Source organism: Allobosea sp. OK403 (assembly GCF_900113835.1).
Lineage (GTDB): Bacteria > Pseudomonadota > Alphaproteobacteria > Rhizobiales > Beijerinckiaceae > Allobosea.
In genome coordinates this window covers 783,501-807,817 of sequence record NZ_FOQV01000001.1, presented here as the reverse complement: position 1 = coordinate 807,817, position 24,317 = coordinate 783,501, and the positions used below count along the sequence as shown (strand labels likewise).

General features: G+C 65.1%; 25 protein-coding genes and 1 pseudogene. 13 read left to right on the top strand and 13 right to left on the bottom strand.

Features of this window, described 5'->3' with window-relative positions; translation table 11 throughout:
- Window positions 1–97: 97 nt before the first annotated feature.
- Window positions 98–1,615: an NAD(P)H-hydrate dehydratase gene (locus BMZ97_RS03420; protein ID WP_348272091.1), complete on the bottom strand. Its 1,518-nt coding sequence runs from the start codon at window positions 1,613–1,615 to the stop codon at window positions 98–100.
- A 311-nt stretch (window positions 1,616–1,926) separates the two neighbouring features.
- Here BMZ97_RS03420 and BMZ97_RS03415 point away from each other — a divergent pair, with 311 nt between their 5' ends.
- The 6 genes and pseudogenes from BMZ97_RS03415 (at window position 1,927) to BMZ97_RS03390 (ending at window position 7,189) form a co-directional block, all read left to right on the top strand.
- Window positions 1,927–2,265 (top strand): P-II family nitrogen regulator, encoded by a 339-nt coding sequence (locus BMZ97_RS03415; protein ID WP_066620066.1) that lies wholly within the window; start codon window positions 1,927–1,929, stop codon window positions 2,263–2,265.
- 97 nt (window positions 2,266–2,362) lie between these two features.
- Window positions 2,363–3,772 carry a type I glutamate--ammonia ligase gene (glnA, locus tag BMZ97_RS03410; RefSeq protein ID WP_092165467.1) on the top strand — a complete coding sequence of 470 codons (1,410 nt, stop codon included), beginning with the start codon at window positions 2,363–2,365 and terminating at the stop codon, window positions 3,770–3,772.
- 184 nt (window positions 3,773–3,956) lie between these two features.
- Complete coding sequence (locus BMZ97_RS03405) at window positions 3,957–4,448, top strand: winged helix-turn-helix transcriptional regulator (protein WP_092165465.1); 492 nt, start codon at window positions 3,957–3,959, stop codon at window positions 4,446–4,448.
- Window positions 4,445–5,833 (top strand): MATE family efflux transporter, encoded by a 1,389-nt coding sequence (locus BMZ97_RS03400; protein ID WP_092165463.1) that lies wholly within the window; start codon window positions 4,445–4,447, stop codon window positions 5,831–5,833. Before BMZ97_RS03405 ends, BMZ97_RS03400 begins: the two co-directional genes overlap by 4 nt.
- Before the next feature lie 56 nt (window positions 5,834–5,889).
- Window positions 5,890–6,048: pseudogene (gene glnA / locus BMZ97_RS30585) on the top strand (glutamine synthetase); the annotation flags it as partial.
- A gap of 286 nt (window positions 6,049–6,334) precedes the next feature.
- Window positions 6,335–7,189 carry an FkbM family methyltransferase gene (locus tag BMZ97_RS03390; RefSeq protein ID WP_175525412.1) on the top strand — a complete coding sequence of 285 codons (855 nt, stop codon included), beginning with the start codon at window positions 6,335–6,337 and terminating at the stop codon, window positions 7,187–7,189.
- 27 nt (window positions 7,190–7,216) lie between these two features.
- Here the strand turns inward: BMZ97_RS03390 and BMZ97_RS03385 are convergent, their stop codons facing one another.
- Both BMZ97_RS03385 and BMZ97_RS30580 read right to left on the bottom strand, forming a co-directional pair.
- Window positions 7,217–8,449 (bottom strand): glycosyltransferase family 4 protein, encoded by a 1,233-nt coding sequence (locus BMZ97_RS03385; RefSeq protein WP_092165457.1) that lies wholly within the window; start codon window positions 8,447–8,449, stop codon window positions 7,217–7,219.
- A gap of 203 nt (window positions 8,450–8,652) precedes the next feature.
- On the bottom strand, window positions 8,653–8,853 hold the full coding sequence (locus tag BMZ97_RS30580) for a hypothetical protein (protein WP_139221147.1): 201 nt from the start codon (window positions 8,851–8,853) through the stop codon (window positions 8,653–8,655).
- Between the two features lie 292 nt (window positions 8,854–9,145).
- On the opposite strand from BMZ97_RS30580, the gene parE reads away from it, so the two are divergent.
- The 3 genes from parE (at window position 9,146) to BMZ97_RS03370 (ending at window position 12,741) form a co-directional block, all read left to right on the top strand.
- The gene (gene parE, locus BMZ97_RS03380) at window positions 9,146–11,236 is read left to right on the top strand and encodes a DNA topoisomerase IV subunit B (protein ID WP_092165455.1); all 2,091 of its coding nucleotides are present in this window, start codon (window positions 9,146–9,148) and stop codon (window positions 11,234–11,236) included.
- 195 nt (window positions 11,237–11,431) lie between these two features.
- Window positions 11,432–12,364: a LysR family transcriptional regulator gene (locus tag BMZ97_RS03375; RefSeq protein WP_092165453.1), complete on the top strand. Its 933-nt coding sequence runs from the start codon at window positions 11,432–11,434 to the stop codon at window positions 12,362–12,364.
- A 116-nt stretch (window positions 12,365–12,480) separates the two neighbouring features.
- Window positions 12,481–12,741, top strand: coding sequence for a hypothetical protein (locus tag BMZ97_RS03370; RefSeq protein ID WP_139221146.1), 261 nt, complete (start codon window positions 12,481–12,483; stop codon window positions 12,739–12,741).
- Window positions 12,742–12,847: 106 nt separating this feature from the next.
- Here BMZ97_RS03370 and BMZ97_RS03365 read toward each other — a convergent pair whose 3' ends face one another.
- Window positions 12,848–13,558 (bottom strand): alpha/beta fold hydrolase, encoded by a 711-nt coding sequence (locus BMZ97_RS03365; protein ID WP_175525411.1) that lies wholly within the window; start codon window positions 13,556–13,558, stop codon window positions 12,848–12,850.
- A gap of 213 nt (window positions 13,559–13,771) precedes the next feature.
- Here BMZ97_RS03365 and BMZ97_RS03360 point away from each other — a divergent pair, with 213 nt between their 5' ends.
- Together BMZ97_RS03360 and BMZ97_RS03355 are read left to right on the top strand one after the other, a co-directional pair.
- The gene (locus tag BMZ97_RS03360) at window positions 13,772–15,337 is read left to right on the top strand and encodes a DEAD/DEAH box helicase (protein ID WP_092165449.1); all 1,566 of its coding nucleotides are present in this window, start codon (window positions 13,772–13,774) and stop codon (window positions 15,335–15,337) included.
- A gap of 196 nt (window positions 15,338–15,533) precedes the next feature.
- A complete protein-coding gene (locus BMZ97_RS03355) occupies window positions 15,534–16,592 on the top strand; it encodes a GGDEF domain-containing protein (RefSeq protein ID WP_175525410.1) in 1,059 nt (352 codons plus the stop codon).
- On the opposite strand, the gene BMZ97_RS03350 is transcribed toward BMZ97_RS03355, so the two are convergent.
- Together BMZ97_RS03350 and BMZ97_RS03345 are read right to left on the bottom strand one after the other, a co-directional pair.
- Window positions 16,552–16,911 (bottom strand): TfoX/Sxy family protein, encoded by a 360-nt coding sequence (locus tag BMZ97_RS03350; RefSeq protein ID WP_092165446.1) that lies wholly within the window; start codon window positions 16,909–16,911, stop codon window positions 16,552–16,554. The genes BMZ97_RS03355 and BMZ97_RS03350 overlap by 41 nt on opposite strands.
- Before the next feature lie 8 nt (window positions 16,912–16,919).
- Complete coding sequence (locus BMZ97_RS03345; protein WP_175525409.1) at window positions 16,920–17,315, bottom strand: HesB/IscA family protein; 396 nt, start codon at window positions 17,313–17,315, stop codon at window positions 16,920–16,922.
- 183 nt (window positions 17,316–17,498) lie between these two features.
- Here BMZ97_RS03345 and BMZ97_RS03340 point away from each other — a divergent pair, with 183 nt between their 5' ends.
- Together BMZ97_RS03340 and BMZ97_RS03335 are read left to right on the top strand one after the other, a co-directional pair.
- Entirely contained in the window at window positions 17,499–18,572 is a 1,074-nt protein-coding gene (locus BMZ97_RS03340) for a malate/lactate/ureidoglycolate dehydrogenase (RefSeq protein WP_092165445.1), read from the top strand.
- 13 nt (window positions 18,573–18,585) lie between these two features.
- Window positions 18,586–18,948 carry an MmcQ/YjbR family DNA-binding protein gene (locus BMZ97_RS03335; protein WP_092165444.1) on the top strand — a complete coding sequence of 121 codons (363 nt, stop codon included), beginning with the start codon at window positions 18,586–18,588 and terminating at the stop codon, window positions 18,946–18,948.
- Between the two features lie 68 nt (window positions 18,949–19,016).
- Here BMZ97_RS03335 and BMZ97_RS03330 read toward each other — a convergent pair whose 3' ends face one another.
- The 7 genes from BMZ97_RS03330 to sufC all read right to left on the bottom strand — a co-directional run bounded on the left by BMZ97_RS03330 (window position 19,017) and on the right by sufC (window position 24,313).
- On the bottom strand, window positions 19,017–19,904 hold the full coding sequence (locus BMZ97_RS03330; protein WP_092165443.1) for a PhzF family phenazine biosynthesis protein: 888 nt from the start codon (window positions 19,902–19,904) through the stop codon (window positions 19,017–19,019).
- A gap of 88 nt (window positions 19,905–19,992) precedes the next feature.
- The gene (locus BMZ97_RS03325) at window positions 19,993–20,316 is read right to left on the bottom strand and encodes a hypothetical protein (RefSeq protein WP_139221145.1); all 324 of its coding nucleotides are present in this window, start codon (window positions 20,314–20,316) and stop codon (window positions 19,993–19,995) included.
- A 43-nt stretch (window positions 20,317–20,359) separates the two neighbouring features.
- On the bottom strand, window positions 20,360–20,740 hold the full coding sequence (locus BMZ97_RS03320) for an SUF system Fe-S cluster assembly protein (protein ID WP_092165440.1): 381 nt from the start codon (window positions 20,738–20,740) through the stop codon (window positions 20,360–20,362).
- A 28-nt stretch (window positions 20,741–20,768) separates the two neighbouring features.
- Window positions 20,769–22,007: a cysteine desulfurase gene (locus BMZ97_RS03315; protein WP_092165438.1), complete on the bottom strand. Its 1,239-nt coding sequence runs from the start codon at window positions 22,005–22,007 to the stop codon at window positions 20,769–20,771.
- A gap of 1 nt (window position 22,008) precedes the next feature.
- The gene (locus tag BMZ97_RS03310; RefSeq protein ID WP_092165436.1) at window positions 22,009–22,212 is read right to left on the bottom strand and encodes a tautomerase family protein; all 204 of its coding nucleotides are present in this window, start codon (window positions 22,210–22,212) and stop codon (window positions 22,009–22,011) included.
- Window positions 22,212–23,561, bottom strand: a complete 1,350-nt coding sequence (locus BMZ97_RS03305) for a SufB/SufD family protein (protein WP_092165433.1) — start codon at window positions 23,559–23,561, stop codon at window positions 22,212–22,214. The genes BMZ97_RS03310 and BMZ97_RS03305 overlap by 1 nt, the downstream gene beginning before the upstream one ends.
- Window positions 23,561–24,313, bottom strand: coding sequence for a Fe-S cluster assembly ATPase SufC (gene sufC, locus BMZ97_RS03300; RefSeq protein WP_092165431.1), 753 nt, complete (start codon window positions 24,311–24,313; stop codon window positions 23,561–23,563). The genes BMZ97_RS03305 and sufC overlap by 1 nt, the downstream gene beginning before the upstream one ends.
- Between the last annotated feature and the right edge of the window lie 4 nt (window positions 24,314–24,317).

Below are 24,317 nucleotides of genomic sequence, written 5' to 3'. Positions count from 1 at the left end.
GGACTGATCGGCATCGCGTTCGATCAGGTCTGACAGTCAGGGAATAATAGAGCAGGCCCGCCTTCCTCGGAAGGCGGGCCTGACGGTTGAGGCGCCTTCAGGCGTCATCATCTGCCAAGGCAGGCGCGACGAGAGACGGGATCGCTTCCGGCAGATCGTCGGCGATCAGGCCCGGACCGAGTGCCTCGCCAGCCTTGCCGTGCAGCCAGACTGCGGCACAGGCCGCCTCGAAGGCCGGCATGCCCTGCGCCAGCAATCCGGCGATGAGACCACCGAGAACATCGCCCGCCCCGGCCGTCGCCAGCGCCCAGGAGCCGGTCGCGTTGATCGCCGCCCTGCCATCGGGATCGGCGATCACGGTATCGGACCCCTTCAGCACGACGACCGCGCCCGAGGCGGCCGCGGCCAGCTTCGCCCGTTCCAGCTTCGACGCCTGCGCGACGATTCGCTCGTCATCGCCAAACAAGCGCGCAAACTCGCCTTCATGCGGCGTCAGCACGCAAGGCTTAGCCCGCTGGCGCAACCAACCCGGCCGCGAGGCGAGCAGCGTCAACGCATCGGCATCGAACACCGCCGGAATGTCGGCGCGCAGCACAGCCATCACGGCAGCCCTCGCCTCAGCATCGAGCCCGAGAGCCGGCCCGATCAGGACGGCGCCGAGACGTTCATCGTCAAGCAGGCCCTGAAGCGCGGCCTCCGTTGGGATCGGCCTCTGCATCAAGGCGTCGGGCCCGCGCGCCGCATGGGCGGCCAGGGCCTCAGGGCGACAAGCCACGGTGACGAGGCCCGCGCCGATGCGAAGCGCAGCCCGCGCGCCGAGCCGCGGCGCGCCGACCCCGGAAAGTCCGCCAGCCACGATGAGAACGGCGCCGCGGCGGTATTTATGTGTATCGCGTTGATGTCTCGGCCAGAGTTCGCGCCACAAGGCGGGGCCATTGCGGAACATAGCAGGCTTCAACCCGCCCACGCCGAAGACGGTCTCCGGACTCAGGCCGATCTGGGCAAGCGTGACGACCCCGCAGAGCCCACGCCCGGGCTCGAGTAGATGGCCGGGCTTCAGCCGAAAAAAGGTCACGGTCTCGTCGGCCTGTACGACCACCCCCTCGGGTCGGCCGCTATCGCCCGGCAACCCGCTCGGCACATCGACCGCGATCACCGGCCTGTCCGCTGCATTGACCGCTGCGACGAGCCCGGCAACATCGCCGGCCAGGGGCCGGTTGAGCCCCGCGCCATAAAGCGCGTCGACGATCAAGGCGTGATCGTGCGGTACGATGGCCGCGATCGGCGCGATCGCCCCGGTCCACCGTGCGGCCATGGTGGCGGCATCGCCCGTCAGAGCGGAGCGCTTGCCGGCCAGCGCGACAGTGACGTCAAAGCCGCGCTCGCGCAGCAAGCGCGCCGCGACGAAGCCGTCGCCGCCATTGTTCCCCGGGCCGCACAGAACGAGCACGCCGTTACCGGGCCGGGCTCGCCGGCTGACCGCATCGGCAACCGCTCGCCCTGCCCGCTCCATCAGCGCGAGTCCCGGCGTGCCGGCCGCGATCGTCGCACGATCGGCCGCCGCCATATCGGCCACGCTCAGCAGCGCCAGCCCGGTTTTGTCAGCTCTATCCACGAAGGCATCATCCAGAAGCCGCTCACGTCCGGCAAGCACGGAGTGGCGTAAAGGCGATTGCTCTTAAATTAATCAAATGATCAATTTATATGCTATTTTTTGCCTTATCATCAGGCGCCAGGAGGCTTTCTTCCACGTGGCGGGGGGCATACGCCGATGCTATGAGCATGAAGAGCGGGTGTTTCGCTCGCCTGACGAGACGCTGGGGCCGTCACTGACGGAACCCTTGATGTTTTCGGCGGCGAGCAGGCGGTTCGCAAGCCTGGAGGGAAGTCCAGGTCTCATCACGCGCGAGGGAGGCCGGTCGGCGCATGAAGAAGATCGAGGCGATCATCAAGCCGTTCAAATTGGACGAGGTGAAAGAGGCGCTTCAGGAGGTCGGCCTGCAGGGCATCACCGTTTTGGAGGCCAAGGGCTTCGGGCGCCAGAAAGGCCATACCGAACTCTATCGCGGCGCCGAATACGTCGTCGATTTTCTACCCAAGGTGAAGATCGAGATCGTGCTCGCCGACGAGATGGTCGAGGCCGCCATCGAGGCCATCAAGAAAGCGGCCCAGACGGGGCGCATCGGTGATGGCAAGATTTTTGTATCGACGGTGGAGGGGGCGATCCGCATCCGCACCGGAGAGACCGGCGCGGACGCTATCTAAGGGCTTCAATCCCGACCCGAAGGTTCTGCGTCCCGGTGGTTTGGACACACCGCGGATCAGTCAATGTTGAGAAACTGCTTTCAAGAGGAATGCTGAGATGAAGAGCGCCAAGGATGTCCTCAAGGCGATCAAGGACAACGACGTCAAGTATGTCGACTTCCGCTTCACCGACCCGCGCGGCAAGTGGCAGCATGTGACGTTCGACGTCACGATGATCGATGAGGACATCTTCGCCGAGGGCACGATGTTCGATGGGTCCTCGATCGCCGGCTGGAAGGCCATCAACGAGTCCGACATGCTGCTGATGCCGGATCCGACGACGGCCGTCATGGACCCGTTCTTCTCCGCAGCGACCATGGTCATCACCTGCGACGTGCTCGAGCCCGCCACCGGCGAGCCCTATAACCGCGACCCGCGCGGCATCGCCAAGAAGGCTGAGGCCTATCTGAAGTCGACCGGCATCGGCGACACCATCTATGTCGGTCCCGAGGCCGAGTTCTTCGTCTTCGACGACGTCAAGATCTCCGCCGACCCCTACAATACGGGCTTCAAGCTCGACAACGTCGAACTGCCGATCAACGGCATGACCGACTATGAGGGCGGCAATCTCGGCCACCGCATCGCCACCAAGGGCGGCTACTTCCCCGTCCCGCCGCAGGATTCGGCGCAGGACATGCGCGGCGAAATGCTGGCAGCCATGGCGGCCATGGGCGCCAAGGTCGAGAAGCACCACCACGAGGTCGCCTCGGCCCAGCACGAGCTCGGCCTGAAGTTCGACACCCTGACCCACATGGCCGACACCATGCAGGTCTATAAGTACGCGATCCACAACGTCGCGCAGAGCTACGGCAAGACCGCGACCTTCATGCCGAAGCCGATCTATGGCGACAACGGCTCGGGCATGCACGTCCACCAGTCGATCTGGAAGGGCGGCAAGCCTGTCATGGCCGGCAACAAGTACGCCGACCTGTCGCAGGAGTGCCTGTGGTACATTGGCGGCATCATCAAGCACGCCAAGGCGCTGAACGCCTTCACCAACCCCTCGACCAACTCCTACAAGCGCCTCGTCCCGGGCTATGAGGCCCCGGTTCTGCTCGCCTATTCCGCGCGCAACCGTTCGGCCTCCTGCCGTATTCCGTGGACGACCTCGCCCAAGGCCAAGCGCGTCGAGGTCCGCTTCCCTGATCCGATGGCGAACCCCTATCTCGCCTTCGCCGCGATGCTGATGGCCGGTCTTGACGGCATCATCAACAAGATCGATCCGGGCCCGGCGATGGACAAGGACCTCTACGACCTGCCGCCGCGCGAGTTGAAGAAGATCCCGACTGTCTGCGGCTCGCTGCGCGAAGCGCTCGACTCGCTCAAGAAGGACAACGCCTTCCTCAAGGCCGGCGGCGTCTTCAACGACGACTTCATCGAGAGCTATATCGAGCTCAAGATGCAGGATGTGGCGCGCTTCGAGATGACGCCGCACCCGGTCGAGTTCGCGATGTACTATTCCTACTGAGCCTTCAGGCTCAGGCGGAATCACGCTTCCTCCCGACCGTGCGTCTCACGGTCCACCTGCGAAACCGGGGCAGAAATGCCCCGGTTTTTTTGTGCTTGGCGCAAGGGTGCCAGTTGAAACTTGCATGATGAAAGCTAGCGAAAACTGACTATCATCGTGAAAGTCACTGAACAGGAATCGTCTGATGCGACGCAAGGATTTCGGCGCGATGAGCTGCCCGGTCGCACGCAGCCTGGAGCGCGTCGGGGAATGGTGGAGCATCCTGATCCTGAGGGACGCCCTCGCCGGCATCACGCGCTTCGACGGCTTCCAGGCCAGCCTCGGCATCGCGCCGAACATGCTGACGCGACGGCTCAATGGCCTCATCGAAAGCGGCCTGCTGGAAAAGCGCCCCTATAGCGACCGTCCGAAGCGCTTCGACTATCTGCTGACCGAGCGAGGACGTGATTTCCGCCCTGTGCTGCAGGCGCTGCTGACCTGGGGCAACCGTCATTTCGCACCGGAAGGTGCGAGCGTCATCATTCTGAACGGCGAGACCGGCACTGCGGCCGAGCCGATCCTGGTTGATCGCGTCAGCGGCCGGCCGCTCTCGGACCCGGTCTTCCGTAATGCGCCGGGTCCCGCCGCGACGGCCGCGATCAGCCAGCGCTACGCCGCCGTGGAGTCGAGCACATGAGCGCGGTTCACGCCCCGACGAGCGCCATGGCGCCGGCCCATAGCGCGCGTACCTTGCGGCTGCTCCAGGATCCGATCCTGCCAATGCTGCTGCGCATGGCCTGGCCCAATATCCTGATCATGCTGGCGCAATCGGCAACGGGGCTGATCGAGACCTGGTGGGTCTCGCGACTCGGGACCGACGCGCTTGCCGGCATGGCGCTGGTCTTTCCGCCGGTCATGCTGATGCAGATGATCTCCGGCGGCGCGATGGGGGGCGGTATCTCGTCTGCCGTGGCGCGCGCGCTCGGCGCCGGTCGCCGCATTGAGGCCGACGGCATCGTTTTGCATGCGATCCTGATCAATCTCGCGCTCGGCCTGTTCTTCTCGGTCGTGATGCTGGCCTTCGGCCGGCCGATCTACCAGGCGCTCGGCGGCACGGGCGGCGAGCTCGAGGCGGCGCTAGCCTATTCCGACGTGGTCTTTGCCGGCACCGCCCTCCTCTGGATCATGAATGGGCTCGCCAGCGTCGTTCGCGGCACCGGCAACATGCTGGTTCCGGCGCTGGTGATCTGCGTCGGCGTTGCGCTGCTGGTGCCTCTCTCTCCACTGCTGATCTTCGGCTGGGGGCCGGTTCCCGCGCTCGGCATCGCCGGCGGCGGAGCTGCGCTGGTGCTGTTCTATCTCGGCGGCGCGCTTGTGCTGGGTTGGTATATCCTGTCCGGCCGCAATGTCGTGCGCTTCGCCTGGATTCGTCTGCGCTGGGCGATCTTCGCCGACATCCTGCGTATCGGCGCCGTCGGCTCCATCACCTCACTCTTCACAAACCTCACCATCGCGCTATCGACGGCGATGGTTGCGGCCCATGCCGGGGTCGATGCGGTGGCAGGCTTCGGCACCGGCGCGCGGCTGGAATATCTCCTGATCCCGCTCGTCTTCGGCCTCGGCGCGCCGCTGGTCGCACTCGTCGGCACCAATATCGGCGCCGACCAGCCCGAGCGGGCGATGCGGGTCGCGATGATCGGCGGGGGCATCGCCTTCGCCATGACCGAAGCGATCGGGCTGGCGGCGGCGCTCTGGCCTGCCGCCTGGCTCGGCCTGTTCACGACCGCTCCGGGCGCGATCGAGACGGGCAGCCAGTATCTGCGCTATGTCGGCCCGACCTATGGCTTCTTCGGCTTGGGTCTTGCTCTCTATTTCGCATCGCAGGGCGCGGGCCGGTTGCTATGGCCCGTCACAGCGGGCTTCGTCCGCTTCGCCATCGCGCTCGGCGGCGGCTGGCTCGTGCTGCGCCTGAGCGGTTCGCTTCAGGCATTGTTTGCAGCGCTGGGCCTGGCGCTTGTGGTCTACGGCGTGATGCTGTTGGCCGCGGTTCGGTCGGGAGCCTGGTTCCGCAAAACGCGCTGAGTTCAGGCTGCGGTCACGCCTGCGCCGTGTCCGCCTATGACGCTGCGATAGGCTACCGCGGTGCGTTCGACACGCTCAAGAAGGACAACGCCTTCCTCAAGGCCGGTGGCGTCTTCAACGACGACTTCATCGAGAGCTATATCGAGCTCAAGATGCAGGATGTGGCGCGCTTCGAGATGACGCCGCACCCGGTCGAGTTCGCGATGTACAACTCCTACCGAGCCTTCAGGCTCAGGCGGAATCACGCTTCCTCCCGACTGCGCGTCTCGCGGTCCACCTGCGAAACCGGGGCAGAAATGTCCCGGTTTTTTGTGCTTGGCGCCAATCCGTGGCCGGCTCCGATATTTCACTTTCGACGATCGCCTTTACCTTGCCGAAAAGCTCTTGCGGTAGGGACAATGCGCCAGGCCCCAGATAGAGCTCGCCATGACCGACATTGCCGTTGACCGCGCAACCGGCCGCTTGATCAATGCCGGATGGTGCGAACGCGCGCTCGTCGGCGTGCTCGACAGCTATGGCGCGCTATCGCGCCCGCTCATGCAGCGCGGCCTCTACAAGGCCTGCCGCCTCGTAGGCTCTGCTGTCTGGACCGATCGAACGGCGCGCATCGTCTTGGGGCAGGACGCCGAGGTGCGTTTCCCAGCGCGCGATCCCTACTGGAACCGGATGTTGCTGCGCTCCTACGACCACGAGCCTGAAATGGCCCACTTCCTGCGGCTTCTGGCGCATGTCGACTACAGCTTCGTCGATTGCGGCGCGAATATCGGCTACTGGTCGGTCTTCGTCGCCGCTCGCTCATGCGGCGGTGGCAAGCCGGTCCTCGCGGTGGAAGCGTCGGCCACGACCTTCGCCATGCTCGCGGCCAATGCCGAGCCTCATCTCGACAAGATCAAAGTCTTCCATCGCGCTATTCTCGACCGCTCGGACATCGCGGTTTCGCTGAGCGATGCCGCTCATGAGGCGCGTGGCATCGCCGCCGAAGGCCAGGGTTCGAGCGGCGAGATCGTTTCTTCCATCACCATCGATGAACTGCTCGATCGGGAGGGCTGGTCGGGGCGCAGGGTGGTCGTGAAGCTTGACGTCGAAGGGGTCGAGCGCGAGGCCCTGATGGGTATGGAACGCGCCCTCGCCCAGGATGCATTGGTGATCTACGAGGATCACGGCTCCGACCCAACGCACGCGCTGACGCGTCATATTATCGAGGAGCGCGGTCTTCTCGTTCATCTCCTGTGCGACGACGCCATCGTTGCCATCACGCGGGTGGATGAGCTTGACGCCTATAAGCGCGATCGGACGAAGGGCTACAACCTGATCGCGCTCAGGCGGAAAGAAGGTTGGCCGGAAGCTTTCGTTTGACGCCGTCCCGGCAAGGTATGCTCGACCTCAGGCCAAGGCAGTCAACGGCACCTCGCCTGTGATGGCACCGCGATAGGCGTCGATCGTCCGCGCCACATGGCGCTCGGTCGTCAGCGGGTCGGCCCAGTAGCGGCGATAGGCAGCCTTCCCCATCGCGGCTGCGGCGGCATCGTCTTTCATTCGGTCGAGCGCCGCCGCCAGCCCCGCGACATCGCCACCATCGACCAGAACCCCGTCCTCGCCATCGACGATCCAGCTCGCTGGTCCGGTGGTGCGCGCCAGCACGACCGGCACGCCGAGCGAGCGCGCCTCGGCGATCACCAAAGGCCCTGGCTCGTACCAGAGCGAAGGTAGCACGAGGCAGCGTGCCTGGGCGATCTCGTCGAACACGTGCTCGGCTGGAACCCAGCCGCAAATCTCGGCGCCAGGATTGATCCGCCCGATCTCCTCCGCCAGCGGTCCCTCGCCGACGAAACGCACCGGCATGCCGGCGTTAAGCGCGGCATGAGCGAGCACATCGCCGGCTTTTTCCTGCGTGAAACGCCCGAGAAACAGCGCATGCCGGTTGCTCGCAATGTCCGCCGGCGGGCGCCTCTCGGCTTCCATCATGTTTTCGACCACCGCATGGCGGGCGGTCTTGGGCAGGAACGGCTCGGCGAAGCGCCGGGCGAAATCGCTGACATGGATGAAGAGCGGCGCCTTGAGACTGCGCATCGCCTCGTCTGAGCGCCATTGCCGGGCGACGCGCACCAGTTTGTGGACGTAGGAGGCGCGGTCGCAATTGCTGGCGATGCAGCTGGCCGACATCGGCTTGCGCGTGCAGGGCGCGCCGGCCCTGAAGTCGAAATAGCCACCGACGGGGCAGAACGAAAAATAGTCGTGCATGGTGATTGCGACCGGCAGCCCGCTCTCGCCTGCGGCTGCGATTGCGGCTGGGCTGAAGGCCTTGGTCCATTGGTGCAGATGCACCAGCGTTCCGGCCGGCTGGCGCGACAGCAGCGCGCTCAGGAAGGTGTGGGCCGGCGCATTCCAGATGCCCTGGCGCGCGGCGGTAAGCTTGCTGCCGACCTTCCAGATCTCTTCGCCCCGGAACATCTCGACTTGGATGCGCGGATGATCGAGCCGGTCGGAGACGGGGCCGATGGCGCAGGCGAAGATGATCTCGACGCCGGCCTCGGCCAGCCCGCGCGCGCTCTCGATCGCGACCTTGGCGGCACCGCCATTGACCGAGCCGAAATCGCTGATGATCACGCTGCGCATGCTGACACCCTCCGCGACCTTCGCCCGAATTATCCTTGGGAGAAGCGGACCCCGCCGGCCCGACAATGCGTCGAAACGAAGAGCCTGAAGGCTTCCCGAAGCCTAGGGCTCAGAGAGCACCCTACGCAGCGAAAGGTTGATATTTCGTCGGAGGAAGCCGGGCGTGTCGTTTCAGCGCAACAGGATGTCAGCGCAACAGGATGTCAGCGCAAGAGGATGGCTGCGAAACCGGCGACCGCCGCGAGCGCGGCAAGCAGCCAGACAAGATGCGACGTCTGCGGCGCCTGGGAGGAGAATCTGGGAAGCGGGCCGAGATCCTCGTGGCCGAAAGCCTCACCGGCCATGCGGGCCGCCCGTTCGAGGCCCGCGACTCTGATGTTCGGCACAGACTGACGCAACGTCACGATACCCTCCCATATCCGGAGCCCTTTGCCTCGCGGCAATCCGCATAGCCCCGGTAGCCATTTGATGATCCTTGCTCCGGTGTGGTTAACGCAGGCTGAACAGCTCGGGTTCCGGACTGATTTGCCGAGTCTCGTGACGAATGCGCGACATTCTGTCCACGGCGCCACATCGTATGGTGCGTCCTGTCGCATTTTTCCTCAAACCATTTGCGCCTATAGGCAGTGTCGCAGCGCGGTTTGCATCCGCCTGCGCTATCATTCGCAGTTGCGAATCAGGGAATCGACCACGGCCATGACGGAGAACGGCGATCTTTTCGGCTCGGATGGTGACCGGCAGCCCCCGGCACAGCCAAGGCCGGAGCCGCGCGCCGTGGCTTCCGCGCCTGCCAATCCCACAAAGCCCTCTCCCGCCTCGGCGCCGCCACGCAACGGCACCTTGTCCGAAGCCGGCTATGACGCCTCGGCGATCGAGGTGCTCGAAGGGCTGGAGCCTGTGCGGCGCCGACCCGGCATGTATATCGGCGGCACGGACGAGCGCGCCCTGCACCATCTCTTTGCCGAGGTGATCGACAACGCCATGGACGAAGCCGTGGCGGGACACGCCAGCTTCATCGATGTCGAGGTGCTGGAAGACGGCTCAATCGCCGTGACCGACAACGGCCGCGGCATTCCCGTCGACCCGCATCCGAAATTCCCGGGCAAATCGGCGCTCGAAGTCATCATGACAACGCTGCATGCCGGCGGAAAATTCGACTCCAAGGCCTATGAGACCTCAGGCGGCCTGCACGGCGTCGGTGTCTCCGTCGTCAATGCGCTGTCCGACCGGCTCGAGGTTGAAGTCGCGCGCGGCAAGACGCTCTACCGTCAGCACTTCTCGCGCGGCTTGCCGCAGGGGCCATTGGAGACGGTTGGCCCGGTCGCTAACCGGCGCGGCACTCGTGTGCGCTTCCACCCCGATGCGCAGATATTTGGCGAGAGCGCGCATTTCGTGCCCGCGCGCCTGTTCCGCATGGCTCGCTCGAAGGCCTATCTCTTCGGCGGCGTCGAAATCCGCTGGCGCTGCGCACCCTCGCTGTTGCAGCCGGAAGGCGATGTCGCGGCGGAAGCGGTCTTTCGTTTCCCCGGCGGCTTGCGCGACTATCTTGGTCGTGAGATCGAGGGCAAGGACCTCGTCGCCGAGCCGATCTTCTCGGGCAAGATCACCAAAGATGGCGGCCATGGTTCGCTCGAATGGGCGATCGCCTGGCTCGCAACCGGCGAGGACGGATTCTCCTCCTCGTATTGCAACACGATCCCGACGCCGGAGGGTGGCACGCATGAGCAGGGCCTGCGCGTCGCATTGCTGCGCGGTCTGCGCGACCATGCCGAGCGCATCGGCCAGTCCAAGCGCATGGCCCAGGTCACGTCCGACGATGTGATGGCGACCTGCGCCGCCATGCTTTCGGTCTTCATTCGCGAGCCGGAGTTCCAGGGCCAGACCAAGGACAAGCTGGCGACGCTGGAGGCTGCCCGCATCGTCGAGAACGCGGTGCGCGACGCCTTCGACCATTGGCTTGCCGCCGCGCCGCAGCAGGCCTTGCGCCTGCTCGACTGGTCGGTCGACCGCGCCGAGGAGCGCCTTCGCCGTCGCCTCGAAAAGGAAGTCTCGCGCAAGACCGCGACCCGCAAGCTGCGCCTGCCCGGCAAGCTTGCGGATTGTTCGAGCGCGGGCGCCGCCGGCTCGGAACTCTTCATCGTCGAGGGCGATTCCGCCGGCGGCTCGGCCAAGCAGGCGCGCAACCGTGCGACGCAGGCCATTCTGCCGTTGCGAGGCAAGATCCTGAACGTCGCCAATGCCACGCGCGACAAGCTCAACGCCAACCAGCAGCTCGCCGACCTGATCCTGGCTCTGGGCTGCGGCATCGGCCTGCAGTTCCGCGAGGATGATCTGCGCTATGAGAAGGTCATCGTGATGACCGACGCCGACGTCGACGGCGCCCATATCGCCTCGCTGCTGGTGACCTTCTTCTGGCGGCAGATGCCGCGCCTGATTGAAAAGGGCCATCTCTATCTCGCCGTGCCGCCGCTCTACCGGCTCCAGCATGGCGGCAAGTCGGTCTATGCCCGCAACGATGCTCATAAGGACGAGCTGATCGAGAGCGTCTTCAAGGGCAAGAAGCCGGAGATCAGCCGCTTCAAAGGTCTGGGCGAAATGATGCCGGCCCAGCTCAAGGAAACCACCATGGACCCGGCCAAGCGCATCCTGCTCAAGGTCATGGTCGAGCACGAGGCCCGCGACGAGACCTCGGAGACGGTTGAGCGCTTGATGGGCAACAAGCCGGAAGCCCGCTTCATCTTCATCCAGGAGCGCGCGGCCTTTGCCGGCGAACTGATCGACCTGTGAGGCGCCAGGCCTGGCAAGCGTGGCCGGGCCATTGGCACCCCTTCGTTTTCACAGGCCTGCCCGTCATCGCTGCGGGGCTGCCAAGACAGATCGGAGCCGGCACCTTGCCGGCATGTCGAACAAGCTCTCCCGCGATCCCCGTCACGTCTTCGCGAGCCATGTCTCTCGCTCCCCGCAAGCTTGGCCAGTGACCGCATGGGGCAGCCTCCTCCCTCTCAAGCTCGACGCCACGGCGATCTGGTTTCCCCCGGCTGGGACGACATCGGAATCTTCCACGCCATCGCCGCGAGCGGGGCGCTGGCCGTGGCGGCGGCGCAACTCGGACTGAGCGAAGCGACGGTTGCCCGGAGGCTGAAGGCTTTCGAGGCAAGGCTTGGGCTGCAACTGTTCCGGCGCGCCGCCAATCGCCTGATCCTCACCGAGCTCGGTCAGGCCCTGGCGCAGGATGCAAGCGAGGTCGCTGCCGCCACTGAGCGTTTCGCCAGCCGGGCGCGGGCCGCGCGCGCCTCGGATAGCGCGCCGGTCAGGATCACCGCCACGACCTCGATCAGCTTGTTCCTGACGATGCATGCGACGACGATTTCCGCAGCTGCCGGAGGGGTCGAAATCGTCATCATCAGCACCCGCGACAAGCTCGATCTCGCGCGGGGCGATGCCGACATCGCGTTGCGGATGAGCAAGGTGCCGGAACAGCAAGGCTATTTTGCCCAGAAAATCGGGCGGCTTGTACAAGCGCTCTACGTCCGGCGGGATATCGACCCTGCGACGGCGCCGATCATCTCGGTCAGCCGGGACGTGTCGTCGCGGATCGAGGAGCATATCCTCGAATGGGCTGCAGGCCGCCCTGTCGCGGCGCGCGTCGGCGATTCAGCGGCGCGCTACGAAAGCGTCCGTTCAGCCGGCGCGGTCTCCATGGTGCCTTGTTTCATGGGCGACGCCGATGAGACGCTCGTCCGGCTGCAGCCGCCGCCGGACAGGACAGCCGACGAGATATTCCTGGTCTCGCATGACGTCTCGCGGCAGCGGCCCGCCGTTCTTGCCGTGCTGGGCGCTTTGCGGGAGCTGTTTCGCAACAACCGCGCCAGACTCAATGGCCAGCCGGCCCCGGGCCCCGACGTCCTGCTCTAGCGATTTCATGAACAACGCGGGATCGCGGCAACGGTTTGCTAACCGTCTTTTTACCGCTGATGGCGCAAGGTCATGGCGAGGGGTGCCTTGGCGCTCGAATGGGCGGAGCAGGCCAGATGCGGCTGATCGAACTCTTCTGGAAGAACGACCGCGGCACAATGGTCGCTGACGTCGCCAAGGCTGCCGCCGCGATCGGATTCCTGTCGGTCGTCGCGGTGAATTTCGTCTCGAACCAGACCGCCAAGCTCGACACCGAACGCCTGACCCAGGTCGCCTCCGCCGCCTCGAAAGGCAAGCCGGTCGATCCGATGATCACGGGTTCGCTTCAAAAGTCGGCGAACCAGACCCGTCTCGACCCCTGCGTGGTCCCGCGCTGAGATTTTAGAGCGAATTCCGATCTGATTGGATCGTTCAATTGCTCTGGATCTTTGTTTTGACGTGTTTTCTTCACGCGAACCGGTACCCACCTCGCTCGAAAACACGTTAGCCGAACCAGGCTAGCAGCTCGGCGGTCACGGCATCCGGCGCCTCAAGCGTCGAGAGGTGGCCGCAGCCCGGCACGACCACCAGCTTGGCCTTGGCGCCGATCCCGGCCGCGATCTCCTGCGCCTCGCTCGGCGGCGTGATCAAATCCTCCGCGCCGACCAGCGCGAGCGTCGGCACATCAATCGCCGCCAGTCCGGGCCGCGAGTCGGGCCGCGTCATGATTGCGCGCTGCTGCCGGATAAAACCTTCCGCACCGACCTCGTCCGCCATCCGCCTGACGAGCAACCGCAAGGGTTCGTCGACAAGGCGCGCCGGCGCGACCAAGCGCTGCCAGAGCAAGGTCGTGACATTGTCGAAGGCGCCCTTCTGCGCCAGGGCGATCATCTGTTCGCGCGGCGTGTTCGTCTCAGGCGTCGCCGGCTTGGCGCTGGTGTCGAGAAGCGCCAATCGCGTGACGCGCCCCGGCGCCTGCCGCATCACTTCGAAAGCGATATAGCCGCCCATGGACAGGCCGCAGAGCGCGAAGCGCGGCGGGGCCGCGGCGAGCAGCCGTTGCGCAATGGCGTCCAGAGTTTCGTCCTGCGCATGCTCGGCGATGAGGATAGGCCTGCCGCCGGCAGCCAGAGCCGGCCATTGCGGCGCATAGAGGGAGGCGTCGCAGCTCAGTCCCGGGATCAGAACAAGCGGTTCCTGCGTGGCGTCGATCATATCGGTGTTGGCCTCGTTCCTAATTCAAAGCGCGATGTCGTCCTAAAGCCGTGTCGCATTTATGGACATCGCTCTCTAGTTTATTGACTTCGCCGCGCTTTTTCTGCATTGCACGGAAGTCCGAAGGCGCGCTGGAAAGAGATGTCGCGCCACCGTCGCGGTTGATAGGTCATCCCGCCTCGAGTAACCGACCCTAAAGAAGCGCAACATTCGATGTCATTTGCCGAACTCGGCCTGAGTGAAAAGGTTCTGACCGCGGTCACGACTGCAGGCTACACCACGCCGACCCCGATCCAAGCCCAGGCCATCCCCCACGTCCTCGCCCGCCGCGACGTTCTCGGCATCGCCCAGACCGGCACAGGCAAGACGGCAGCCTTCACCCTGCCGATGCTGACCATTCTGGAAACCGGCCGCGCCCGGGCCCGGATGCCGCGCACCCTGATCCTGGAACCGACGCGCGAGCTCGCCGCCCAGGTCGAGGAGAACTTCTCCCGCTACGGCGTCAACCAGAAGCTCTCCGTTGCGCTGCTGATCGGCGGCGTCTCTTTTGGCGACCAGGACGCCAAGATCACCCGCGGCGTCGACGTGCTGATCGCGACGCCCGGCCGCCTGCTCGATCATGTCGAGCGCGGCAAGCTGCTGCTCACCGGCGTCGAGCTCCTTGTCATCGACGAGGCCGACCGCATGCTCGACATGGGGTTCATTCCCGATATTGAGCGGGTTTGTAAGCTGGTTCCCTTCACGCGGCAGACGCTGTTCTTCACCGCGACGATGCCGCCCGAGATCACGCGCATCAGCGAGCAGTTCCTGCACAATCCAGTGCGCATCGAGGCCTCGCGCCCCGCAACTGCAGCCACCACGATTACGCAGCGCCTGATCGCCTCGAACGGACAGGATTTCGAGAAGCGCGAGACGTTGCGCAAGCTGATCAAGGAGGCCAAGGACCTGCAGAACGCGATTGTGTTCTGCAACCGCAAGCGCGATGTAGCAACGCTGCATAAATCTTTGCAGAAGCATGGTTTTCCGGCCGTCTCGCTCCATGGCGACATGGACCAGTACGCCCGCATGGCAGCGCTGGAATCCTTCCGCACCGGCGAGAACCCGATCCTGGTCGCCAGCGACGTCGCCGCCCGCGGGCTCGACATTCCTGCGGTCAGCCATGTCTTCAATTACGACGTGCCGACCCATGCCGAGGATTACGTCCACCGCATCGGCCGCACCGGCCGCGCCGGCCGCGAGGGCGCCTCTTTCACCATCGTGACGCGCCATGACGAAAAGCTTGTCACGGCGATCGAGAAGTTGATGGGTCAGCCCATCGCCTGGGAAGGCGGCGGTGTCGACACATTGCCGCCCGGCGCTCCGCGCGAGGAGCGCCATGGCGGTCGCGGCGGACGTGGCGAGGATCGCCGCCCGGCGCGCGGCGGTGGCCGTGGCCGCCCCGAGCGCGGCCCCCGCGCCGAGCCCGAGACGACGCCGCGCCCGATCCGAGTGGAGCGCCCGGCCTCCGACGACGAGGCCGCGCCGCGCCGCCGCCGCCCCGAAGCAGACGGGCCGACGAAGACCAAGATCCGTGGCGAGAGCCCCGCTCCTCAGGCCGCCAAGCCGGAGCGGGCACCGGAATCCCGTTCAGCCAAGCCGGAGCGCAGCCCTGAGCCGCGCGCCGCCAGGCCCGAGCGCACCGCCGAGCCGCGTCGGCGCGACGATGATGATGGTCCGAAGGTCAAGGGGCTCGGCGATCATGTGCCGGCCTTCCTGATGCGCCCCGTCAAGGTCGGCTGAATTTTAGGATCTGACCTTAGGTCATAACCTCGCATTAACTCAGAGGCGTCATGTTTCCGGAATGGCTGCTGTTAGCGCGGCGGTCATGAACGGGCGCATGCCGCCGTTGTGACGGACAGGATGTCCCGCTTCGATGTGCAATCGAAGCTGTCATGGTCGAAAACCATGAACCGGCTTCATGTCCGGGCTATTGGCAATGAGCGACCACGCGCAGATTTCCGCTCAATCCTGTGATCTGGCCGATCAGGTCGTCGCAGCGATGCGCGAACATGGTTCCCCGGGTTATCCGCGCGCTTTCGAGGTCTGGTACGCCCATCTCAGCGGCGAGATGCCGGCCGTGAGCATGGCGATGACCGCGATCCTCGCCAGCAGCGAGGGCAAGGTCGGCGTCGCCGACATCGACAATCTCTATGATCGCTTCATCGGCAATGACCGGCTCGCCAAACAGGCAGAGCGCACGAGCCTTCAGGTCCTGGGCGAGATCGACGGGCTGATGTCGCTGGTCGACAAGACGCTCGTGTCCAGCGAGCGCTATCATGGCCGCCTCTCCGCCATGTCCGAGGACGTGCCGCCGGCGGCGGACCGGCAGAGGCTGCGCGAATGGGTCGAGGCGCTCGTGCTGTCGACGCGCGAAGAGGTCACCCGCAAGACCCAGCTCGAAGCCCAGCTCCGCAACAGCTCCAACGAGATCCGCAATCTCCGTGAGGCGCTGGAGATGACCCGCGCCGAGGCTCTGACCGATCCGCTGACTGGCCTCGCCAACCGCCGCCATTTCGAGGAAATGCTGCAGAAATCGATCGATCAGGCGACTTTGCGCCGCGAGCCCTTCGCGCTGGTCATGGCCGATATCGACTATTTCAAGAAGTTCAATGACGCCCATGGCCATCTTACCGGAGACCAGGTGCTGCGCCTCGTTGCCCGCACCATGAAGGACAAGTTCAAGGAAAAAGCGGTGATCACCCGCTTCGGCGGCGAGGAATTCGCGATCATCCTGCCGGAGTCCGATCTTGTCGCCGGCAAGTTCGGCGCCGAGACCGTGCGCCAGGCGCTGCTGACGCGCGAATTGGTAAAGCGCTCGACCAACGAGAATCTCGGCCGCATCACCATCTCGCTCGGCGTTGCAGGCTATCGTCGCGGCGACACCGCGGGATCGCTGGTCGACCGCGCCGACCAGGCCCTGATGCAGGCCAAGCGCGACGGCCGCAACCGCACCGTCACGGAAGAGGCGCTCGAAGCCTTGAGCCGCGTGGCTTGAGGCGCGAAGCCTTCTGCCGCGCCGCCTCGCGCGCCAGATTCGTCCAGATTCTCAACGTATCCAAGTCATCCAGCGCGGCATCCGGCAGGCTCCAATAGCCGAGCGCACGCTCCCGGCTGCGCGCTTCATAGGTAAAAGGCCGGCAGCCGGCGGCAACGAAGCGCTCCAGCGTCGCGGGCGAGGTCTTGAGATAGATGTCACCCTTGAAAACCAGGGCGAAGATCATCTCGCCGTCATAGACGCCGAGACCGCCGAACAATCTACGCACCCGCACCGGCAGAATATCTGCGAAGAGCTCGCGGATGCCTTCAGCATCCATCGACTGGCTCAGTGCGCTGCGAGCGCGCTCTCGGCGCGCGGCTTGATCTCGACCGATTCGCCGCAGCCGCAGGCCGATATCTGGTTCGGGTTGTTGAATACGAAGGTCGAGGAGAAGCGGTCGGTCTTGAAGTCGAGTTCGGTGCCGAGCAGGAACAGCACGGCCTTGGCGTCGACGATCACGGTCGCGTCCTTCTCGGAGACGACCTCGTCGCCTTTGGCCGTCTCGCGCGCCACCTCGAAGGTGTATTCCATGCCGGCGCAACCGCCCTTCTTGACGCCGACCCGCAAGCCGAGCGCCGGTGCGTCGGGGTTATCGAGCGCCGATTGCGCCATGATCTCGCGGATGCGCGAGGCGGCAGCGTCGGTCAGGGAGACCACCTTCAGGCCTGGAATCGAAAACATTCGTCGTCCCTCCTCGATCGGGTTCAAGGCCCGATGAAGCAAGATTGCAGCCCACAACATAAGGATTGGTGAGCGCAACGTCGAGATGCCGGAGCGCACGGCCGTCCTTTCACTGCGCGCATTGCGTGGAGCGCCCGCTCATGCACTGTGGCCGCCTCGACAACGGGACGAAGACGACAGACGATGACCTACCGCACGCACCGCCCCGAAGCGCTCCGCACCCTCGTCCGCGACATGGTCACCAAGGCCGGCTGGACGGAAGCCGAGGCGCAGGAGACCGCCGACCATCTCGTCCTGGCCAATCTGAGTGGCCATGACAGCCATGGCGTCGGGATGATTCCGCTCTATTTCCAGTCGCTGGCCGACGGCAATCTGAAGCCGCAATCCAGGCCCCATGCCCGGCTCGACGCCGCCCCCTTCCTGATCGTCGATGCGCAGGTCGCACTCGGCCAGCCGGCCGCCCGCAACGCGGTCGAGCAGGCCGGCGCAATGGCGAAGTCCGGCGGGGTCGCGATCCTGAACCTGCTCGATTCCCACCATATCGGCCGCATCGGCCATTATGCCGAGATCGCCGCCGAGGCTGGATTGATCTCGCTGTTCTGGGTCAACGTCGCCGGGCGCGCACCGATCGTCGCTCCCTTCGCCGCCAAGGAAGCGCGCTTCGGCACCAACCCGCACGCTATCGGCATTCCGGTGCCGGAAGGCGATCCGATCATCCTCGATTTCGCCACCAGCCGCATGGCCCATGGCAAGGCCCGCGTCGCGCTGAACAAGGGTGTGCCGGTGCCGCCAGGCTACATCATCGACGGCGAGGGCCGGCCGACAACCGACCCCAAGCACGTCTTCCAGCACGCCATTCCGGACCTGCCGCTGGGCGCGCTCCTGCCTTTCGGAGACCATAAGGGTGCAGGCCTCTCACTGATCGCGGAACTGCTCTCGGCCGGATTGATGGGTGCCGCCCGCATCGACGAGAAGCCGCAGAAGAGCTGGATCATCAATTCGCTCTTCGGGGTGCTGATCGACCCCGCCCGGCTGGAGCCCGACGCTTCGCTCCGCAAGAGCCGGATCGAGAGCTATCTCGCCTTCGTGCGCGCCGCCAAACCGCAGGACGAAGCCAATCCCGTTCTCGCACCCGGCGACAAGGAGCGTGCGACGCGGATCGAACGGGCTAAGACCGGCATTCCGCTCGACGACGAGACCTGGTCGCAGATCGGCGCGGCGGCGAAGCGCTTCGGCATCGACGCCGAGAGTTACTGAGCAGGGCGCGACGATGACGCTCGCCGAATATGACGCCTTCTGCGCCGCCCTCCCCGCCACGAGCCATGTCGTGCAATGGGGCGACGCCCATGTCTGGAAGGTCGGCGGCAAGGTCTTCGCCATAGCCAGGGAGAGCGCGGATGAGGCCTTCGCCGTGACCTTCAAATGCTCCTGGGCGAGCTACGACATCCTGAAGGAGCAGCCCGGCCTGCGGCCTGCCCCCTACCTCGCCTCGCGCGGCATGAGCTGGATCCAGCGTCAGACCGATGAGGGCATGCCCGATGAGGTCTTGCTGGACTATCTGCGCGAGAGCCACCGGCTGATCGCCAACAAGCTGAGCAAACGCATCCGCGCGGGGCTGGGCCTCGAGGCTTGAGCCGCGCTGGAACGCCAGACAGCATCGGCTTCTCCCGAAAACCGGTTCCCGCTTCTCCGGCCGATGCTCTAAAGCAGCGCCTCGCCGCGCAGCACCGGCACGCAGGAACCGCCGACCGTGGCGCGGATGCCGTCGGGTGCACGCCAGGCCTTGAGCTTGAGCAGGCTCGGCCGCCCCATCTCGACACCCTGCGTCAACGTAAACTCCGCCATCTCGCCGCCCTGAAGGGATAGCAGGAGCGCGGCCGTGGTGGCGCTGGCGCTACCGGTGGCGGGATCCTCCCAGGTATCGCTGAGCGGCGCAAACATCCGCGCCCGGATCGTGGCGCCGTCGCGGGCATAGATGAACAGCGAGAGCCGGCCCTCGAGCGCGGGCGTCGCGTCACGCAAGGCCCGGAAGGCCGCGATATCCGGCAGCGCCTTCGACAAGGCGTCCGCCGCGACCTCGGCGAGGACGAAATGCACGCCGACCGAGGCGCGGACCGGGCGATGGTTGGCGACCACGATATCGGAGGGCTGGAGGCCGGCGCAGGCTGCGATGCCTTCGACCGGCAACTCTATTCCCGTGGAGAGAGGCTGAGGCGCAGCGATGGTGGCGCCCTGAATCTCGCCTTGCGCGTTGCCGGCGATCCTGACCTCGACCAGCCCCGCCAGCTCCTCGAAGCGCAACATGCCGTCCCTGTCGCGGCCATGGCGGGCCAGGACGAAGGCGGTGCCGACATTGGGGTGTCCGGCGAAGGGCATCTCATGCTTGCGCGTGAAGATGCGCACGCGGGCGTCGTTGGCGGGGTCACTCGGCGGCAGGACGAAGGTCGTCTCGCTATAGTTCATCTCAGCCGCGAGCAACTGCATCTCGGCGTCCGAGAGACCGCGCGCATCGGTGAAGACGGCGAGCTGGTTCCCGCCGAAACGGGTCTCGGTGAAGACGTCGACGGTCTCATAGGCGAATTTGCGCATGGCTGGCTCCGGCGGGGCAGGATCAGGCCCCGGCTTCAGATGCCATCGTTTCGCGGCTTGCAGAAATGAACAAAGCGAATGCGATCGATCAGAGCAGGAAATGGAGCCCAAAACCGAGAATGATGAAGCCGGTCGCGACAATCTGCGCCACGAAAAGCGGCTTCAACCGGAAGCTTTGCTCCGCCTGCAAGCCGGCGCGCTCCGCGCGGGACATGCGCTCGCGCGCCTTGAACTGCTCGGCAAGGCCGCTGCTCGCCCCGTCGCGCTCGAGGTCCATGCGCACCGCGATGAAGCCAATGACGAGGCCGAGGACGCCAAGTCCAAAGAACCCAACGAGCCGGAAGGCCGCATAGGTCACGCCAAGCAGCAGCGCCGCCAGGATCGGAAAAGCGACGTAATCCCACTTCGTCATGCGCATGATGCCATGATGCATGCGCAGCGGGAGAGCGTCCAGATCACCACATATCGAGCGCGACTCTCGCCTCGTCGGACATGCGCGACTGGTCCCAGGGCGGATCGAAGGTCATGTTGACGGTCACGCCCGAGACACCCGGCACGGTGCTGACAGCGTTCTCGACCCAGCCCGGCATCTCGCCGGCGACGGGACAGCCCGGCGCGGTCAGTGTCATGTCGATCGCGACCTGGCGATCATCGGCGATGTCGACGCGATAGATCAGGCCGAGTTCGTAGATGTCGGACGGGATTTCGGGATCATAGACCGTCTTCAGCGCGGCGACGATGTCGTCGGTGAGCCGATCGATCTCCTCGGGCGGCAGGCTGGAGCTCGCGCCCATGGTCGGCGCATTCGGCTTCAGTTCCTCGGCGGTATCGGTCATCGCTAATTCCAGTTCAGGCGATCAGCCGTCACGCAAACAGCGTCTCGGCCTTCCGCAGGGCTTCGACCAGTGTATCGACTTCCTCGAGCGTGTTGTAGAGCCCGAATGAAGCGCGGCAGGTCGATGTCACTCCATATCGGGCCAGAAGCGGCATGGCGCAATGGGTGCCGGCCCGAACCGCGACACCGGCCCGATCGATCACGGTCGCGACGTCATGGGCATGGGCGCCCTTCATCTCGAAGGCGACGATAGCGCCCTTCTGCCGGGCTTTGCCGAAGATGCGGATCGAGTTCATCTCGCCGAGCCGCTTCATGGCGTAGTCGTTGAGGCTCGCCTCATGCGCTGCGATGTTCTCGCGGCCGAGAGCCATCATGTAGTCGAGCGCCGCACCCAGCCCGACCGCCTCGATGATCGCCGGCGTGCCGGATTCGAAGCGATGCGGCGGATCGTTATAGGTGATCGCGTCCTCGCTGACGGTAACGATCATCTCGCCGCCGCCTTCATAGGGCGGCAGCTTTTCCAGCCACTCACGCTTGCCCCAGAGCACGCCGGAGCCCGTCGGCCCGTAGGTCTTGTGGCCGGTGAAGCAGTAGAAATCGCAGCCCAGCGCCTGCACATCGACAGGCAGATGCACCGCGCCCTGGCTGCCGTCGACGACCAGCGGGATTTTGTAGGCCCGGCAGATCGCGGCGACCTCCGCGATCGGAACGATCGTACCGATCGCGTTCGAGATATGCGTCAACGAGACCACTTTGGTCCGCGGCGTGATCAGCTTCTCGAACTCCTCCACGAGGAAATTACCGTCCTCGTCGACCGGAGCCCATTTGATCACGGCGCCTTGCCGTTCGCGCCAATAGTGCCAGGGCACGATGTTGGAGTGGTGCTCCAGGATCGAGAGAATGATCTCGTCACCCTCCTGGATCTTCAGGTAGCGCCCGAGCGAGGATGCGACCGTGTTCAGCGAGCCCGTCGAGGAGCGCGTGAAGACGATCTCCTCCAGATGCGCCGCGTTGAGGAAGCGCCGGACGCTCTCGCGAGCCGCCTCATAGGCCTCGGTCGAGGCGTTGGCGAGGTAGTGCAGGCCGCGATGGACATTGGCGTAGTCCTCGCGCATCAGCTTCGTCATCGCCTCGATCACGACCTCGGGCTTCTGCGCCGAGGCCGCATTGTCGAGATAGACCAATGGCTTGCCGTAGACTTCTCGCGACAGGATGGTGAAATCCTTGCGGACCGCCTCGACGTCGTAAGGTTTCGCCATCGCGTTCATGTCACGCCTTTCCCGGCTCGCGCGGCTTGTCGACAAGGGCGCCGGCATGGCCCCAGTTTTCGCGCTCGATCTCCTGGATCACGATATGCGTGTTCGCCGGATTCTTGCCGAGCACGCGCACCAGCGTGTCGGTGAACTCCTTGACGATCTCCGCCTTCTGCTCACGGGTCGCGCCCTTGGTGATCTGGAGATTGATGTAGGGCATCAGACCGCGCTCACCACCGAGGAGGCTTCACGCAGGGAAAGCCAGGCTTCGATCTCAGCCATGACGAAGGCGCGCAGTGCCTCATCGGCCACGAACTCGACCGCCTCGCCGGCGAAGGCCTGCAGCACCAGCGCTTCGGCCTGCGGCCGCGGCAGGCCGCGCGCCATCAGGTAGAAGAGCTGCTCGCCATCCATCTGCGCGACTGTCGCGCCATGGCCGCAGACGACGTCGTCGGCGAAGATTTCGAGCTCCGGCTTGTTGAACATCGAGGCGCCGTCGTTCAGCAGCAGCGTGTTGCTCTTCATGCCGCCATCGGTCTTCTGCGCATGAGGGCGCACGATGACCTTGCCCTGGAAAACGCCGGTGGCCTCGCCGCCGATGATATTCTTGAACAGCTCACGGCTGACGCCGTGAGGCACCGCATGGTCCATCACCAAAGTGACGTCGGAATGCTCGGCTCCGCCAAGCAGATTGACGCCCCGCAGGCCGATCTCGCTGTGTTCGCCGGCATACTTCACGAAATATTGCTGGCGCAGCGTGGCCGCCTTGCAGACCAGCGCAAAGCTCTCGAACTTGGCGTGAGCGCCGATTGTCGCAAGCAGGCTCTGGACCTGCACGGTCTCCGGAACCTGGCGCGTGACGAGGCGCAGATGCTGCACATCGCTCTCGTCGCCGGTCTCGAAAACGATCGCGCCGTTGATCTGGGACGCCTTGGGCCCAGTGCTTTCGCTGACCTCGACGATCGTCGCCTTGACGCCCTTGGCCGCGAGCACGACCGATCGGTGGAAGATCGCAGTCTCCTCCTCGCCCGAAGCCAGCGAGACGATGGCGATCGGCGCGGCAAGCTCCGTGCCCTCGGTGATCTCGACGAAGACGCCGTCGCGCATCAGCGCGGTATTGAGCATCAGGCCGGTATCGCTATCGGCGATGCTCGGCCCCGACAGGATGCGAGCCAGATCCTCGCGGGTCGAGACCAGCGCCTCAGTCAGCGGCTGAACGTTCACGCCTTCGGGCAGGCCTTCAAGCGTCGAGAGTTCGGGCGTGAAAGCGCCATCGACCAGCACGAGCCGGACGCCGTCGAATGGCAGCGCCGCGAGCCGGGCGGTGATTGCGGGCGTGACGCGCGCAGCGGTCGCCAGCGGCTTCGCCTCGCGCAGCAGACCACGCAGATCGGTATAGCGCCAGGATTCGAGCCGGCGATGCGGCAGGCCCTTGGCCTCGAAGCCGGCGAAGGCATCCTCGCGCAGCTTGCGCACGGGCAGCGTGCCGGGCAATTCAGCCTTCACATTGGCGAATTGCTGCGACAGGGCCTGCTCGGCTGCCGTCTTCAGCGGGGTGACGATGGCCATCACGCCGCCTCCGCATAGGCCGCATAGCCGCTCTTCTCGAGCTCCAGCGCCAGTTCCTTGCCGCCGGTCTTCACGATGCGGCCCTTCGACATGACATGCACCGTGTCGGGCACGATATGGTCGAGCAGGCGCTGATAATGGGTGATGACGAGGAAGCCGCGGCTCTTGTCGCGGAGCGCGTTCACGCCCTCGGCGACGATGCGCAGCGCGTCGATGTCGAGGCCGGAATCGGTTTCGTCGAGGATGCACATCGAGGGCGAGAGCAGCGCCATCTGCAGAATTTCCATGCGCTTCTTCTCGCCGCCGGAAAAGCCGACATTGAGCGGCCGGCGCAGCATGGCCTTGTCGATGCTGAGCGCATCGGCTGCGCTGTTGACGCGCTTGATGAAGTCGGGCGTCAGCAATTCGGCCTCGCCGCGCGCCTTGCGCTGCGCGTTCATCGCAGCCTTCAGGAAGGTCATGGTGGCGACACCGGGGATCTCCAGCGGGTACTGGAAGGCGAGGAAGATGCCGGCGGCGGCGCGCGCATCGGCCTCCATCTCCAGCACGTTCTCGCCGTTCAGCAGGATCTCGCCGTCGAGGACCTCATAGTCCTCCTTGCCGGCGATGACATAGGAGAGCGTCGATTTGCCGGAGCCGTTGGGGCCCATGATTGCGGCAACCTCGCCGTCATTGACGGTGAGGTTGAGGCCATTGATGATCTGCTTGTCTTCGTCAGCGATCTTGACGACGAGATTGCGAATTTCGAGCATTGGT